Below are 14728 nucleotides of genomic sequence, written 5' to 3' on the forward strand. Positions count from 1 at the left end.
CCCCCCCCCCGGCGCCGTCCCCCCCGCCCCGCCCACGGCATCATCCACAGCTGGCTGAACCGCATGCTGCTGCCGGACACCGTCGGCACCGGCGGCGACTCGCACACCCGTTTCCCGATCGGCATCTCCTTCCCGGCCGGTTCCGGCCTGGTCGCCTTCGCCGCAGCCACTGGCGTCATGCCACTGGACATGCCGGAGTCGGTACTGGTGCGCTTCAAGGGCAAGCTGCAACCGGGCATCACCCTGCGTGACCTGGTTCATGCCATCCCTTACTACGGTATCCAGCGCGGCCTGCTGACCGTCGAGAAGAAGGGCAAGATCAACGCCTTCTCCGGCCGCATCCTGGAAATCGAAGGCCTGGACGAGCTGACCGTCGAGCAAGCGTTCGAACTGTCCGACGCCTCGGCCGAGCGTTCCGCTGCCGGTTGCACCATCAAGCTGCCAGAGAAAGCGATCGCCGAATACCTGAAGTCGAACATCACCCTGCTGCGCTGGATGATCAGCGAAGGCTACGGCGATGCCCGCACCATGGAACGTCGCGCGCAAGCGATGGAAGCCTGGCTGGCCAACCCGCAACTGCTGGAAGCCGACAAGGACGCCGAGTACGCCGAAGTCATCGAGATCGACCTGGCCGACATCAAGGAGCCAGTACTCTGCGCCCCGAACGATCCGGACGACGCTCGCCTGCTGTCCACCGTACAAGGCCAGAAGATCGACGAAGTGTTCATCGGTTCGTGCATGACCAACATCGGTCACTTCCGCGCTGCCGGTAAGCTGCTGGATCAGGTCAAGGGTCAGCTGCCAACCCGTCTGTGGCTGTCGCCGCCGACCAAGATGGACGCTCACCAACTGACCGAAGAAGGCTACTACGGCATCTACGGCAAGGCTGGCGCGCGCATGGAAATGCCGGGCTGCTCGCTGTGCATGGGTAACCAGGCACGCGTCGAAGCGAACTCCACCGTGGTTTCGACTTCCACCCGTAACTTCCCGAACCGTCTGGGCGATGGTGCCAACGTGTACCTGGCTTCCGCCGAACTGGCCGCTGTCGCGTCCATCCTCGGCAAGCTGCCTACCGTCGAGGAGTACATGGAATACGCCGGCAAGATCGACAGCATGGCAGCGGACGTTTACCGCTACCTGAGCTTCGATCAGATCGCGGAGTTCCGTGAAGCGGCGGCGAACGCCAATATTCCGGTTGTTCAGGCGTAACGATACACAGCGTTGAAAAGACCCCGTCCTTGTGACGGGGTTTTTTATGTTTGCCAGGTTATTCGCGGTGCCTGCATCGCGGTACATCAGACCACAAACAAATCCATAAACCGGTTCACCGCCGTCGCCTCCAGCCTCGCCTGATCCTTGCACAACGCAAAAACTTCACCCACCCGCTGAGCCACAAACCGCGTCGCCAGGTTGGCCCTGAACTTCTCTTCCAACAAGGGAATCCCCTCCCCCCGACGCCGCCGATGCCCGATCGGGTACTCGACCACCACCTGCGCGGTACTCGACCCATCCTTGAAAAACACCTGCACCCCATTGGCAATGGAACGCTTGTCGGCCTCCAGGTATTCCCGGGTATAACGTGGCTCTTCGACAATCACCATCTTCTCGCGCAGCTCGTCGATGATCGGGTGAGCCGCATGGAATTCGTCTTCATAGTGTTCAGCCACAAGATTGCCAAACGCCAGCGGCACGGCGGTCATGTACTGGAGGCAGTGGTCACGGTCGGCGGCATTGGCCAGCTTGCCGACCTTGGAGATGATACGGATCGCCGACTCATGGGTGGTGATGACGATCCTGTCGATTTCGTGCAAGCGATCCTTGATCAACGGATGCAGGGTGACGGCCGCCTCACAGGCGGTTTGCGCGTGAAACTCGGCCGGGAAGCTGATCTTGAACAGGATGTTTTCCATCACATAGGTGCCGAACGGCTGCGACAGGCTGAATTGGCGCTTGTCTTCGGGCTTGAGCGCCAGGTCCTTGTTGGTGTGGCTGAACAGCACGTCGTAGAAGCCCCACTGGGGCGCGGTCAGTACGCCCGGAATACCCATTTCGCCACGCAAGGCGATATCGGCCAGGCGCACACCCCGGCTGCTGGCATCGCCCGCGGCCCAGGACTTGCGCGAACCGGCGTTGGGCGCATGTCGGTAAGTGCGCAGGGCCTGGCCGTCGACGAAGGCGTGGGACAGCGCCGACAACAGTTGCTCGCGATTGGCGCCCATCAGCCTGGCGCAGACTGCTGTGGTGGCGACCTTGACCAGGATAACGTGATCCAGGCCAACACGATTGAACGAGTTCTCAAGGGCAATCACACCCTGGATCTCGTGGGCCATGATCATCCCATCGAGCACGCTGCGCATGGTCAGCGGCGGCTCGCCATTGGCCACGCGTTTTTGCGACAGATGGTCGGCGACCGCGAGGATACCGCCAAGATTATCGGACGGATGCCCCCACTCGGCCGCCAGCCAGGTGTCGTTGTAATCGAGCCAACGGACGATGCAGCCGATGTCCCAGGCGGCCTTGACCGGGTCGAGGCGAAAGCGGGTGCCGGGGACGCGAGCACCATGGGGCACCAGGGTGCCTTCGACGAGCGGGCCCAGGTGTTTGGTGCATTCGGGAAAGCGCAAGGCCAGGAGACCGCAGCCCAGGGTGTCCATCAGGCAGTTGCGGGCGGTGTCGAGGGCTTCTGGAGAGGTGATTTTGAAATTCAGGACATAGTCAGCGATGTCCTGCAGGAGCGGGTCGTAGTCGGGGCGGATGTTCAGATCAACGTTGGTGATCATCTTGAGATCCCCTTATCGCAGGCGAGTGCGATACCTGTGGGAGCGGGCTTGCCGGATCGCCGGACCGCCACGATGATATCACCGCAGTGATTCAGGCCTACCGCATTGCCCGCATCGCTGGCAAGTCGAGTCGTCGCACCGCAGCTCCCACAGAGGTGATCTTTAGAACGAATCCCCCGGCACCCGCACCCAACCTTCCATCAACACCCGCGCACTGCGGCTCATGATGGCCTTGGTCACTGTCCACTCGCCATTGACCTGGCGTGCTTCGGCGCCCACGCGCAGGGTGCCCGACGGATGGCCGAAGCGCACTGCGCTGCGGTTGTCACCGCCAGCGGCGAGGTTGACCAGGGTACCCGGCACTGCCGCGGCAGTACCAATGGCCACTGCCGCCGTGCCCATCATGGCATGGTGCAGCTTGCCCATCGACAGCGCCCGCACCAGCAGGTCGACATCGGCGGCTGCCACTGTTTTGCCACTGGACGACACATAATCGGCCGGAGCGGCGACGAACGCCACCTTCGGCGTGTGCTGGCGCTTGGCGGCTTCTTCGATGTTCTGGATCAGGCCCATGCGCAGCGCGCCATGTGCACGGATCGTCTCGAACATGGCCAGCGCCTTGGCATCACCATTGATCGCGTCCTGTAGCTCGGTGCCGTTGTAACCAATGGCCTCGGCATTGACGAAGATCGTCGGAATGCCGGCGTTGATCATGGTCACTTTCAGTGTACCGACGCCAGGCACCTCGAGGTCGTCGACCAGGTTGCCCGTAGGGAACATCGAACCACCTGCGCCCTCTTCGTCCGCAGCCGGGTCCATGAATTCAAGCTGCACTTCGGCGGCGGGAAAAGTCACGCCGTCGAGCTCGAAGTCGCCGGTTTCCTGCACCTCACCATTGGTAACGGGCACGTGGGCGATGATGGTCTTGCCGATGTTGGCCTGCCAGATGCGTACAGTGGCAATGCCGTTCTGCGGAATGCGGCTGGCGTCGACCAGGCCGGCGCTGATGGCAAACGAGCCGACAGCAGCCGAGAGGTTGCCGCAGTTGCCGCTCCAGTCGACGAAGGCCTTGTCGATCGACACCTGACCGAACAGATAATCGACGTCGTGATCAGGCTGGCTGGTTTTGCCGACGATCACGGTTTTGCTGGTGCTCGAAGTCGCGCCGCCCATACCGTCAATCTGCTTGCCGTACGGGTCGGGGCTACCGATCACGCGCAGCAGCAGTGCATCACGTGCGGCACCCGGAACCTGGGCGCGCTCGGGCAAATCCTGCAGGCGGAAGAACACGCCTTTACTGGTACCGCCACGGATGTAGGTGGCGGGAACTTTGATCTGGGGAACGTGGGCCATGGAGATGGTTTCCTTGTGAGCCGGGGCGCGATGCTGCCATCGCGCCCCGGTACGTCGTTTTAGGCAGTTGCAGCCGATTCCAGGAAGTCCTGGGCAAAACGCTGCAGCACACCACCGGCGTGGTAGATCGAGACTTCTTCGGCGGTGTCGAGGCGGCAGGTGACCGGCACGTCGACGCGCTCGCCATTCTTGCGAGTGATCACCAGGGTCAGGGTGGTGCGTGGCGACAACTCACCGACCACGTCGTAGGTTTCAGTACCGTCGATGCCCAGGGTCTTGCGGTCCGTGCCCGGCTTGAATTCCAGCGGCAACACGCCCATGCCCACCAGGTTGGTGCGGTGGATGCGCTCGAAGCCTTCGGCGGCGATGGCTTCAACCCCGGCCAGGCGCACGCCCTTGGCAGCCCAGTCACGGGACGAGCCCTGACCGTAGTCGGCGCCGGCGATGATGATCAGAGGCTGCTTGCGCTCCATGTAGGTCTCGATGGCTTCCCACATGCGGGTGACCTTGCCTTCCGGCTCGATCCGCGCCAGCGAACCCTGCTTGACCTTGCCGTTTTCCTGCACCATTTCGTTGAACAGTTTCGGGTTGGCGAAGGTGGCGCGTTGCGCGGTCAGGTGGTCGCCCCGATGAGTCGCGTAAGAGTTGAAGTCCTCTTCCGGCAGCCCCATTTTCGCCAGGTACTCACCAGCGGCGCTGTCGAGCATGATGGCGTTGGATGGCGACAGGTGGTCGGTGGTGATGTTGTCCGGCAGCACGGCCAACGGGCGCATGCCCTTGAGCGTACGCTCACCGGCCAGGGCACCTTCCCAGTACGGCGGACGGCGGATGTAAGTGCTCATCTCGCGCCAGTCGTACAGCGGGCTCACCTGCGCGGCTTTCTCGCGAGTGATGTCGAACATCGGGATGTAGACCTGACGGAACTGCTCCGGCTTCACCGAAGCCTTGACCACGGCGTCGATTTCTTCGTCGCTCGGCCAGATGTCCTTGAGGCGAATTTCCTTGCCGTCGACCACGCCCAGCACATCCTTCTCGATATCGAAGCGGATGGTACCGGCAATGGCGTAGGCCACCACCAGCGGCGGCGAAGCCAGGAAGGCCTGCTTGGCGTAAGGGTGGATACGCCCGTCGAAGTTGCGGTTACCCGACAGTACGGCAGTGGCGTACAGGTCGCGGTCGATGATTTCCTTCTGGATCACCGGATCCAGTGCACCGGACATGCCGTTGCAGGTGGTGCAGGCAAAGGCCACCACGCCGAAGCCCATTTGCTCCAGTTCGGTGGTCAGGCCGGCTTCGTCCAGGTACAGGGCAACGGTCTTGGAGCCCGGGGCCAGGGAAGACTTGACCCATGGTTTGCGGGTCAGGCCCAGCTTGTTGGCATTGCGCGCCAGCAGGCCGGCGGCGATGACGTTGCGCGGGTTGCTGGTGTTGGTGCAGCTGGTGATGGCGGCAATGATCACGGCGCCGTCGGGCATCTGGCCCGGTACGTCGTCCCACTGACCGGAAATGCCCTTGGCGGCCAGATCGCTGGTGGCGACCCGTGCATGGGGGTTGCTTGGGCCGGCCATGTTGCGCACGACCGAAGACAGGTCGAACTGCAGGCCACGCTCGTAGACAGCAGTCTTGAGGCTGTCGCCCCACAGGCCGGTCAGTTTCGCGTAGGTCTCGACCAGTTGAACCTGCTCGTCTTCACGGCCAGTCAGTTTCAGGTAGTCGATGGTTTGCTGGTCGATGTAGAACATCGCCGCGGTGGCGCCGTATTCCGGGGCCATGTTGGAAATGGTGGCGCGGTCGCCCAGGGTCAGGGCCGAAGCGCCTTCACCGAAGAATTCCAGGTACGCGCCGACGACTTTCTGCTTGCGCAGGAATTCGGTCAGGGCCAGCACCATGTCGGTGGCGGTGATGCCGGGTTGCAGCTTGCCGGTCAGCTCGACGCCGACGATTTCCGGCAGGCGCATCCAGGACGCGCGGCCGAGCATGACGTTCTCGGCTTCCAGGCCGCCAACGCCGATGGCGATGACGCCCAGTGCGTCGACGTGCGGGGTATGGCTGTCGGTGCCCACGCAGGTGTCAGGGAAGGCCACGCCGTCACGCGCCTGAATCACCGGAGACATTTTCTCCAGGTTGATCTGGTGCATGATGCCGTTGCCCGGCGGGATCACGTCGACGTTCTTGAACGCCTGCTTGGTCCAGTTGATGAAGTGGAAACGGTCTTCGTTGCGACGGTCTTCGATGGCGCGGTTCTTGTCGAAGGCTTCCGGATCGAAACCGCCGCATTCAACGGCCAGAGAGTGGTCGACGATCAACTGGGTCGGCACGACCGGGTTGACCAGGGCCGGGTCACCGCCCTGGTCGGCGATGGCGTCGCGCAGGCCGGCGAGGTCGACCAGAGCGGTCTGGCCGAGAATATCGTGGCACACCACGCGCGCCGGGAACCATGGGAAGTCCAGGTCGCTCTTGCGCTCGATGAGCTGGCTCAGGGAAGCATTGAGGGTGGCCGGGTCGCAACGGCGGACCAGGTTTTCGGCCAGCACGCGGGAGGTGTAAGGGAGTTTTTCGTAGGCGCCAGGCTGGATCGCATCGACCGCCGCACGGGCATCGAAGTAATCCAGTCGGGTGCCGGGCAGCGGCTTGCGGTTTTCAGTATTCATGGCGCTTGGACTCAATCACGGAATATTCGGAGCCGGGTGGCCGCCCCCCCACCCTGTGGGAGCCGGCTTGCCGGCGATGGCATCGACACAGAACTCCGTCAGAACGGTGTCGTCAGCATCGCTGGCAAGCCAGCTCCCACAGGGGATCGAGGCGAACCCCTCTGGCAAATCAGCGTTGTTCGATTGGCACGAACTTGCGCTGTTCGACGCCGGTGTACTCGGCGCTCGGGCGGATGATGCGGTTGTTGGCACGCTGTTCGAACACGTGCGCGGCCCAGCCGGTCAGGCGCGAGCAGACGAAGATCGGCGTGAACAGCTTGGTCGGGATGCCCATGAAGTGGTACGCCGAGGCATGGTAGAAGTCGGCGTTGGGGAAGAGTTTCTTCTGCTCCCACATGGTCTTGTCGATGGCTTCGGAAACCGGGAACAGGACCTTGTCGCCCACTTCTTCAGCCAGTTTTTTCGACCAGCCCTTGATCACTTCGTTACGCGGATCGCTGTCTTTGTAGATCGCGTGGCCGAAGCCCATGATCTTGTCCTTGCGCTCGAGCATGCCGAGGGTGCCTGCGATCGCCTCTTCAGGCGAGCTGAAGCGCTCGATCATTTCCATCGCCGCTTCGTTGGCGCCACCGTGCAGCGGGCCGCGCAGCGAGCCGATGGCAGCAGTGATGCAGGAGAACAGGTCCGACAGGGTCGAGGCGCAAACGCGTGCGGTGAAGGTCGACGCGTTGAATTCGTGCTCTGCGTACAGGATCAGCGAAACGTTCATGACCTTGACATGCAGCTCGCTTGGCTTCTTGCCGTGCAGCAGGTGCAGGAAATGACCGCCAATGGATTCTTCGTCGCTCACGCAGTCGATGCGCTTGCCTTCATGGCTGAAGCGATACCAGTAAGTCATGATCGCCGGGAACGCCGCGAGCAGGCGGTCGGTCTTGTCGTGCTGCTCGGAGAAGTCTTTCTCCGGCTCGATGTTGCCCAGGAACGAGCAGCCGGTACGCATCACGTCCATCGGGTGAGCATCGGCAGGAATGCGCTCGAGCACTTCCTTCAGGGCTTGCGGCAGGTCGCGCAGGGTGCGCAGCTTGCCCATGTAGTCGGCCAGCTGGGCCTTGGTCGGCAGGTCTCCGTACAGCAGCAGGTACGCGACTTCTTCAAAGCGCGCCTCGGCGGCCAGTTCACGCACGTCATAGCCGCGGTAGGTCAGGCCGGCACCGGCCTGGCCGACTGTCGACAATGAGGTCTGCCCGGCAACCTGGCCACGCAGGCCTGCGCCACTCAATACTTTTGCTTCGGCCATCACTCTCTCCAATCTTGAATTTGTTCTAGGGAACGGCGCCCGTGATTACTTTTTCGACGCGAACAGCGCATCGAGCTTCTGCTCGAAGGTGTGGTAGTCGATGCGATCGTAAAGCTCCATGCGGGTCTGCATGGTGTCGATGACGTTCGCCTGGGTGCCATCGCGGCGAATGGCGTTGTAGACGTTTTCTGCCGCCTTGTTCATGGCGCGGAAAGCCGACAGTGGGTACAGCACCAGGGAAACATCGGCTGCCTTGAGCTGTTCGGTGGTGTACAGCGGGGTCGCGCCGAATTCGGTGATGTTGGCCAGGATCGGCGCACGTACGCGGGCGGCGAACAGCTTGTACATGTCCAGCTCGGTGATGGCTTCCGGGAAGACCATGTCGGCACCGGCTTCGATGCAGGCTTCGGCGCGTTCCAGGGCAGATTCCAGGCCTTCGACGGCCAGGGCGTCGGTACGTGCCATGATCACGAAGCTGTCATCGGTACGGGCGTCCACGGCCGCCTTGATACGGTCGACCATTTCCTGCTGGGAAACGATTTCCTTGTTCGGGCGATGGCCGCAACGCTTGGCGCCGACCTGGTCCTCGATGTGGATTGCGGCTGCGCCGAACTTGATCATCGACTTGACGGTACGCGCCACGTTGAAGGCCGAGGAACCGAAACCGGTGTCCACATCGACCAGCAGCGGCAGGTCGCAGACGTCGGTGATGCGGCGTACATCGGTCAGGACGTCGTCCAGGCCGGTGATGCCAAGGTCCGGAACACCCAGGGAGCCAGCAGCGACGCCGCCACCGGACAGATAGATGGCCTTGAAGCCGGCGCGCTGGGCCAGCAACGCGTGGTTGGCGTTGATGGCGCCAACTACCTGCAAGGGATGCTCGTTGGCGACGGCATCACGAAAACGCTGGCCGGGGCTGCTCTTTTGACTCATGACTCACCTCGTGGTCTTGGAAGCGTCCTGGTAATGACGCTCGATGTTGCGTTTGGAAGCGCCGATGTGACGGCGCATCAATAACTCGGCCAGTTCGCCGTCACGGTCGGCGATGGCATCGAGAATTCGGTGGTGTTCGGCGAACGCCTGGCGTGGGCGGTTCGGGGTTGCGGAAAACTGGATGCGATACATGCGCACCAGTTGGTACAGCTCGCCACAGAGCATCTGGGTCAGGGTGCGGTTGCCGCTGCCCTGGATGATCCGGTAATGAAAGTCGAAGTCGCCTTCCTGCTGGTAGTAACCCAGGCCGGCCTGGAAGGTCGCATCGCGCTCATGGGTCTCGAGCACCCGACGCAACTCGTCGATCTCGGCTACGCTCATGCGCTCGGCGGCCAGGCGACAGGCCATGCCTTCAAGGGATTCGCGGATTTCGTACAACTCGATCAGTTCAGCATGATTGAGCGAAACCACTCGGGCGCCCACATGGGGTACGCGCACCAGCAGGCGCTGACCTTCGAGCCGATGAATGGCTTCGCGCAGCGGGCCGCGGCTGATGCCGTAGATCCGGGCCAGCTCTGGCTCGGAAATCTTGCTGCCAGGGGCGATCTCGCCCTTGACGATGGCCGCCTGGATGCGCCGGAAGACGTTTTCGGAAAGGGTTTCCGAATCTTCCTGGCTGGCACTGATCGCTTGCGTTGCATCCAACATATTGTCGACACCTTGATTTCCAATGACGCTAAAACTAGCTAAATCATTTGCCGCAGTCAAAGAAAAAATCAACATTGTCGACAATCGTCTTATAACGAACTTAACGAAACCTCCCGTTGTCTGACAGCGCAGCCGCTGGCGTCATAAAACCAGCGTGATAGAATGCCGCCCGCCCTGAAGGGCACCGATACCTTGCCTGTCATCTTTTTATGCCAGGCCTCCGAGGAAGCTTGCGCACTGCAGCCAGTCGCCTTACCCACTCGTTCGCACAGCTGCGCACCCAGGATTTATGAGACTCAAGCCCTTCCCACTGCTGCTTTGCCTGATGCTGTTCTGCGGCATGAGCGTGGCCGCCGACAAAACCGTGTACGGCCTTAATGAATACGCCAGGCTTGCCGATATCGACCTCGAACTTGCCGCCAAGCTCGACACCGGTGCCAAGACCGCCTCGCTCAGCGCTCGCGACATCAAGCGTTTCAAGCGCAATGGCGAGTCGTGGGTACGGTTCTACCTGGCGATTGACGCAGCCCACTCCCATCCGATAGAACGACCCTTGGCACGCGTCAGCAAGATCAAGCGACGCGCCGGTGACTACGACCCGGAAGAAGGCAAGCATTACACCGCTCGCCCGGTCATCGCCCTGGATATCTGCATGGGCAACGCATTACGCAGCATCGAAGTGAACCTGACCGACCGCAGTGCCTTTCAGTATCCCCTGCTGATTGGCTCCGAAGCCCTCAAGCGCTTCGATGCGCTGGTTGATCCAAGCCTTAAATATGCTGCTGGCAAACCCGCCTGCGCCACTGACGCTAAAATTGCAGAGTAATCCCAATGCGCTCTCTTACCCTTCATCTGAAAGTCCTGATCACCGTCCTGGTGACACTGGGCATTCTGATCACGGCCTATCAGATCTTCATCCTCGGCATCCCGGTGACCGAAGATGCGACCGACGACCTGTGGAACATCGACGCCAAGGTCGAATTCGTGGTCAGCGCCAAAGACCCGGTCAAGGTGCAGATGTTCGTCCCCCCCTTGAGCCGCGACTACGTCAGCCTCAATGAAAGCTTCATTTCCAACAACTACGGTGTCAGCGTCAACCGCGTCGACGGCAACCGCAAGGTGACCTGGTCGGCACGCCGCGCCAGCGGCAACCAGACCCTGTACTACCGCCTGGTGCTGACCAAGCGCTACTCCGGCGAGAAGGCCAAGGTCAAGGGTCCGACCTTCCGTGACAGCATGGCCATCGAAGGCCCGGAAAAGATTGCTGCCGAAGCATTGCTGGCGCCTATCCGCCAGCACTCGGCAGACGTCGAGACCTTCGTCGGCGAAACGATCAAGCGTGTCAACAATCTGAACGACGACAACGTCAAGCTGCTGCTGGCCGGCGACACATCGACGCCGAACAAGGCGCGGATCATCGACCTGCTGCTGTCCGTCGCCCATGTGCCGGTGGAGAAGGTCCATACCATCCGTCTGGTGGCCGACCAACCGCAAACCCCGGAATTGTGGCTGCGCAGCTTCAATGGCACCGACTGGCTGTACTTCAACCCCGATACCGGCGAGCAAGGCCTGCCGGCCGACCGCCTGCTCTGGTGGACCGGCGACGACAACCTGATCACCGTCGATGGCGGCAAGAAGGCCACCGTCAGCTTCAGCCTGAACAACAGCGAAATGAATGCCATTCGCCTGGCCAAGCTGACTGATGAAAACAGCGACGCAGGCTTCCTCGAATACTCACTGTATGGCCTGCCCCTGCAAACCCAGCAGACCTTCATGGTCATGGTGATGATCCCGATCGGTGTGCTGGTGATTCTGATCCTGCGCAACCTGGTCGGCCTGCAGACCCTGGGGACCTTCACCCCGGTACTGATCGCCCTGGCCTTCCGCGAAACTCAGCTGGGCTTCGGCATCGTGCTGTTCAGCATCATTACCGCGCTGGGCCTGTCCCTGCGATCGTACCTGGAACACCTCAAGCTGCAAATGCTGCCGAGGCTGTCGGTGGTGCTGACGTTCGTGGTGGTGCTGATCGCCGCGATCAGCCTGCTCAGCCACAAGCTGGGCCTGGAACGCGGGCTGTCGGTGGCCTTGTTCCCGATGGTGATCCTGACCATGACCATCGAGCGCCTGTCCATCACCTGGGAAGAGCGCGGTGCCAACCACGCCATGAAAGTCGCGATCGGCACGCTGTTCTGCGCCACCCTGGGGTACCTGGTGATGACCATCCCGGAAGCGACCTATTTCGTCTTCACCTTCCCGGCCGTGCTGCTGATCCTGGTGGGCTTCATGCTGGCCATGGGCCGCTACCGTGGCTACCGCCTGACCGAGCTGATGCGTTTCAAGGCGTTCCTGAAGAAGGCTGAATCCTGATGTTCGGCCTCTGGAAGACCTGGAAGGCCCTGGAAGCCCAGGGCATCATGGGAATCAACCGGCGCAACGCGGACTATGTGCTCAAGTACAACAAGCGCAGCCTGTACCCCATAGTCGATGACAAGATCATCACCAAGGAGCGTGCGATCAAGGCCGGCATTCACGTGCCGGAGATGTACGGGATCATCTCCACGGAGAAGGAAATCGACAACCTGGCGACCATCGTCGGCGGGCGCAGCGACTTCGTCATCAAACCGGCCCAGGGCGCCGGCGGCGACGGCATCCTGGTGATCGCCGACCGCTTCGAGGAGCGCTACCGTACCGTCTCGGGCAAGATCATCAGCCATGAGGAAATCGAGCATCAGATTTCCAGCATCCTGACCGGCCTGTACTCCCTGGGCGGTCACCGTGACCGGGCCCTGATCGAGTACCGAGTCACGCCCGACCAGATTTTCAAGAGCATCAGCTACGAAGGCGTGCCGGACATCCGCATCATCGTGCTGATGGGCTACCCGATCATGGCCATGCTGCGTTTGCCGACACGCCAGTCCGGCGGCAAGGCCAACCTGCACCAGGGCGCCATCGGCGTCGGCGTGGACCTGGCCACCGGCCTGACCCTGCGCGGCACCTGGCTGAACAACATCATCAGCAAGCACCCCGACACCACCAACGCGGTCGATGGCGTGCAGCTGCCGAACTGGGACGGCTTCATGAAGCTTGCCGCTGGCTGCTATGAGCTGTGCGGCCTGGGCTACATCGGTGTCGATATGGTGCTGGACCAGGACAAGGGTCCGCTGATCCTCGAACTCAACGCCCGCCCCGGCCTGAACATCCAGATCGCCAACGACTGCGGGCTGACCCATAGGGCCCACGCTGTCGAAGCGCACCTGGCGGAGCTGGCTAAAAATGGCGAGAAGGAAACGGTGGAAGAGCGGGTGAAGTTTACCCAGGGGTTGTTTGGGCATGTGTGACCTTTAGGGCCTCATCGCGGGCAAGCCCGCTCCCACAGGGGTATTGCGGTGCAGATAACTCCTCTGTGGGAGCTGGCTTGCCAGCGATGAGGCCCGCAAATGCAAAGACGATTGAATGCCTGCCACTAGGAGCAATTCCCACAGAAGAATACAATCGCCCACCTCGCCCCGATGGCCGATCACTCCCCGAATGTCTATTTGCACCGTTCACCCACTGCCCTACCGCGCCAACCCCGCCGATTACTTCGGGTGCATTCGCCACGCACCCGGCGCCGTGCTGCTCGACAGCGCCCGCCCGGTTGCCGAGCGTGGCCGCTTTGACCTGCTCAGCGCCTGGCCGCTGGAAGACCTGGCCGTAACGGCAGATGAGCGCGGCGAAGCGTACCTGCAGCGACTACGTGCAAGCCTCGAACAGTTGGGCCGGGCCGAACTGCCTCATGGACTGGAACTGCCATTCGCCGGCGGCTTGATCGGTTACCTCAGCTATGACTTCGGTCGCCGCCTGGAACAACTGCCGCAGCATGCCATCGACGACCTCGGCCTGCCGGACGCGCGGCTGGGTCTGTACGCTTGGGCATTGATCAGCGATCACATGCTGGCCACCAGCCAGTTGGTCTTCCATCCCAGCCTCGCCGAAGGCGAGCGTCAGCGCCTGATCCAGTTGTTCAGCGTTCCCGCCTTTGAGCCGGCAGCCACCTTCAGCCTGACAACGCCTGTGGCCACCGACATCAGCGCCGAAGACTACCGCCAGGCCTTCGAACGCATCCAGCAGTACATCCATGCCGGTGACTGCTATCAGATCAACCTGACCCAACGTTTTCGCGCCCACTGCCAGGGCGATCCCTGGGCGGCCTACTGCGCCCTGCGCAGGGCCTGCCCTACGCCGTTCTCCGGTTTTCAGCTACTGGCCGACGGCAGCGCCCTGCTGAGCTTCTCGCCGGAGCGTTTCATTCGCGTTCATGACAATCAGGTCGAGACCCGCCCGATCAAGGGCACCCGACCAAGGGGCAAGGATGAAGCAGAGGATGTCGCCTATGCCGCCGAGCTGCTGGCCAGCGCCAAGGACCGCTCGGAAAACCTGATGATCGTCGACCTGTTGCGCAATGATCTGGGCCGCAGCTGCAGGATTGGCTCGGTCAAGGTGCCGGAACTCTTCAGCCTGGAAAGCTACCCCAACGTGCACCATATGGTCAGCAGCGTGACCGGCGAACTGGCGCCGGGCAAGGACGCCCTGGACCTGATTGCCGGCAGCTTCCCGGGCGGCTCGATCACCGGCGCCCCGAAAATCCGCGCCATGCAGATCATCGACGAGCTGGAACCCAGCCGTCGGGCGCTGTATTGCGGGTCATTGCTGTACGTGGATGTGCGCGGCCAGATGGACAGCTCCATCGCCATTCGCAGCCTGCTGGTCAAGGATGGCCAGGTGTCGTGCTGGGGCGGCGGCGCGATCGTCGCCGACTCGGACTGGCAGGCCGAATATCAGGAATCGATCACCAAGGTCAAAGTGCTGCTCGATACCTTGCAGGCGTTGTAGCCCCCTCGTTCCCACGCTCCGCGTCACTAGTGTCCGGTAAAAACCAAAGGGGGAGCTTGCTCCCCCTTGCTGTTGGCGGCCTTCAGTCATAATCGGATTTTTCAGACTCGATTTTGGCTCATGTTTTCCAGGCC

Annotated in this window: 11 protein-coding genes; 5 read left to right on the plus strand and 6 right to left on the minus strand. The window is 61.9% G+C overall.

Features of this window, described 5'->3' with window-relative positions; all coding sequences use genetic code 11:
- Positions 1–1209 (plus strand): aconitase family protein (locus F2S13_RS26185; protein WP_246238010.1); only part of this gene is annotated, 1209 nt, incomplete at its 5' end.
- An 86-nt stretch (positions 1210–1295) separates the two neighbouring features.
- Here the strand turns inward: F2S13_RS26185 and prpD are convergent.
- From prpD to F2S13_RS26215, 6 genes are all read right to left on the minus strand, one after another.
- Positions 1296–2780 (minus strand): 2-methylcitrate dehydratase, encoded by a 1485-nt coding sequence (prpD, locus tag F2S13_RS26190; protein WP_166366387.1) that lies wholly within the window; start codon positions 2778–2780, stop codon positions 1296–1298.
- 162 nt (positions 2781–2942) lie between these two features.
- Complete coding sequence (gene prpF / locus F2S13_RS26195) at positions 2943–4133, minus strand: 2-methylaconitate cis-trans isomerase PrpF (RefSeq protein ID WP_166366389.1); 1191 nt, start codon at positions 4131–4133, stop codon at positions 2943–2945.
- Between the two features lie 59 nt (positions 4134–4192).
- Positions 4193–6784 (minus strand): Fe/S-dependent 2-methylisocitrate dehydratase AcnD, encoded by a 2592-nt coding sequence (gene acnD, locus F2S13_RS26200; protein WP_166366391.1) that lies wholly within the window; start codon positions 6782–6784, stop codon positions 4193–4195.
- Between the two features lie 169 nt (positions 6785–6953).
- Positions 6954–8081 (minus strand): bifunctional 2-methylcitrate synthase/citrate synthase, encoded by a 1128-nt coding sequence (prpC, locus tag F2S13_RS26205; protein WP_166366393.1) that lies wholly within the window; start codon positions 8079–8081, stop codon positions 6954–6956.
- Positions 8082–8126: 45 nt separating this feature from the next.
- The gene (prpB, locus tag F2S13_RS26210) at positions 8127–9014 is read right to left on the minus strand and encodes a methylisocitrate lyase (protein ID WP_166366395.1); all 888 of its coding nucleotides are present in this window, start codon (positions 9012–9014) and stop codon (positions 8127–8129) included.
- Between the two features lie 3 nt (positions 9015–9017).
- Complete coding sequence (locus tag F2S13_RS26215) at positions 9018–9722, minus strand: GntR family transcriptional regulator (protein WP_166366397.1); 705 nt, start codon at positions 9720–9722, stop codon at positions 9018–9020.
- Positions 9723–10011: 289 nt separating this feature from the next.
- On the opposite strand from F2S13_RS26215, the gene rloA reads away from it, so the two are divergent.
- The 4 genes from rloA to pabB all read left to right on the plus strand — a co-directional run bounded on the left by rloA (position 10012) and on the right by pabB (position 14594).
- Positions 10012–10548 (plus strand): retropepsin-like aspartic peptidase RloA, encoded by a 537-nt coding sequence (gene rloA, locus F2S13_RS26220; RefSeq protein WP_166366399.1) that lies wholly within the window; start codon positions 10012–10014, stop codon positions 10546–10548.
- 5 nt (positions 10549–10553) lie between these two features.
- Positions 10554–12089, plus strand: a complete 1536-nt coding sequence (gene rloB / locus F2S13_RS26225) for an osmotic stress tolerance membrane protein RloB (protein ID WP_166366401.1) — start codon at positions 10554–10556, stop codon at positions 12087–12089.
- Positions 12089–13060, plus strand: coding sequence for an alpha-L-glutamate ligase-like protein (locus F2S13_RS26230; RefSeq protein WP_166366403.1), 972 nt, complete (start codon positions 12089–12091; stop codon positions 13058–13060). The genes rloB and F2S13_RS26230 overlap by 1 nt, the downstream gene beginning before the upstream one ends.
- A gap of 190 nt (positions 13061–13250) precedes the next feature.
- Positions 13251–14594, plus strand: a complete 1344-nt coding sequence (pabB, locus tag F2S13_RS26235; protein ID WP_166366405.1) for an aminodeoxychorismate synthase component I — start codon at positions 13251–13253, stop codon at positions 14592–14594.
- Positions 14595–14728: the final 134 nt, after the last annotated feature.

This window comes from Pseudomonas akapageensis, from assembly GCF_011355085.1.
GTDB lineage: Bacteria > Pseudomonadota > Gammaproteobacteria > Pseudomonadales > Pseudomonadaceae > Aquipseudomonas > Aquipseudomonas akapageensis.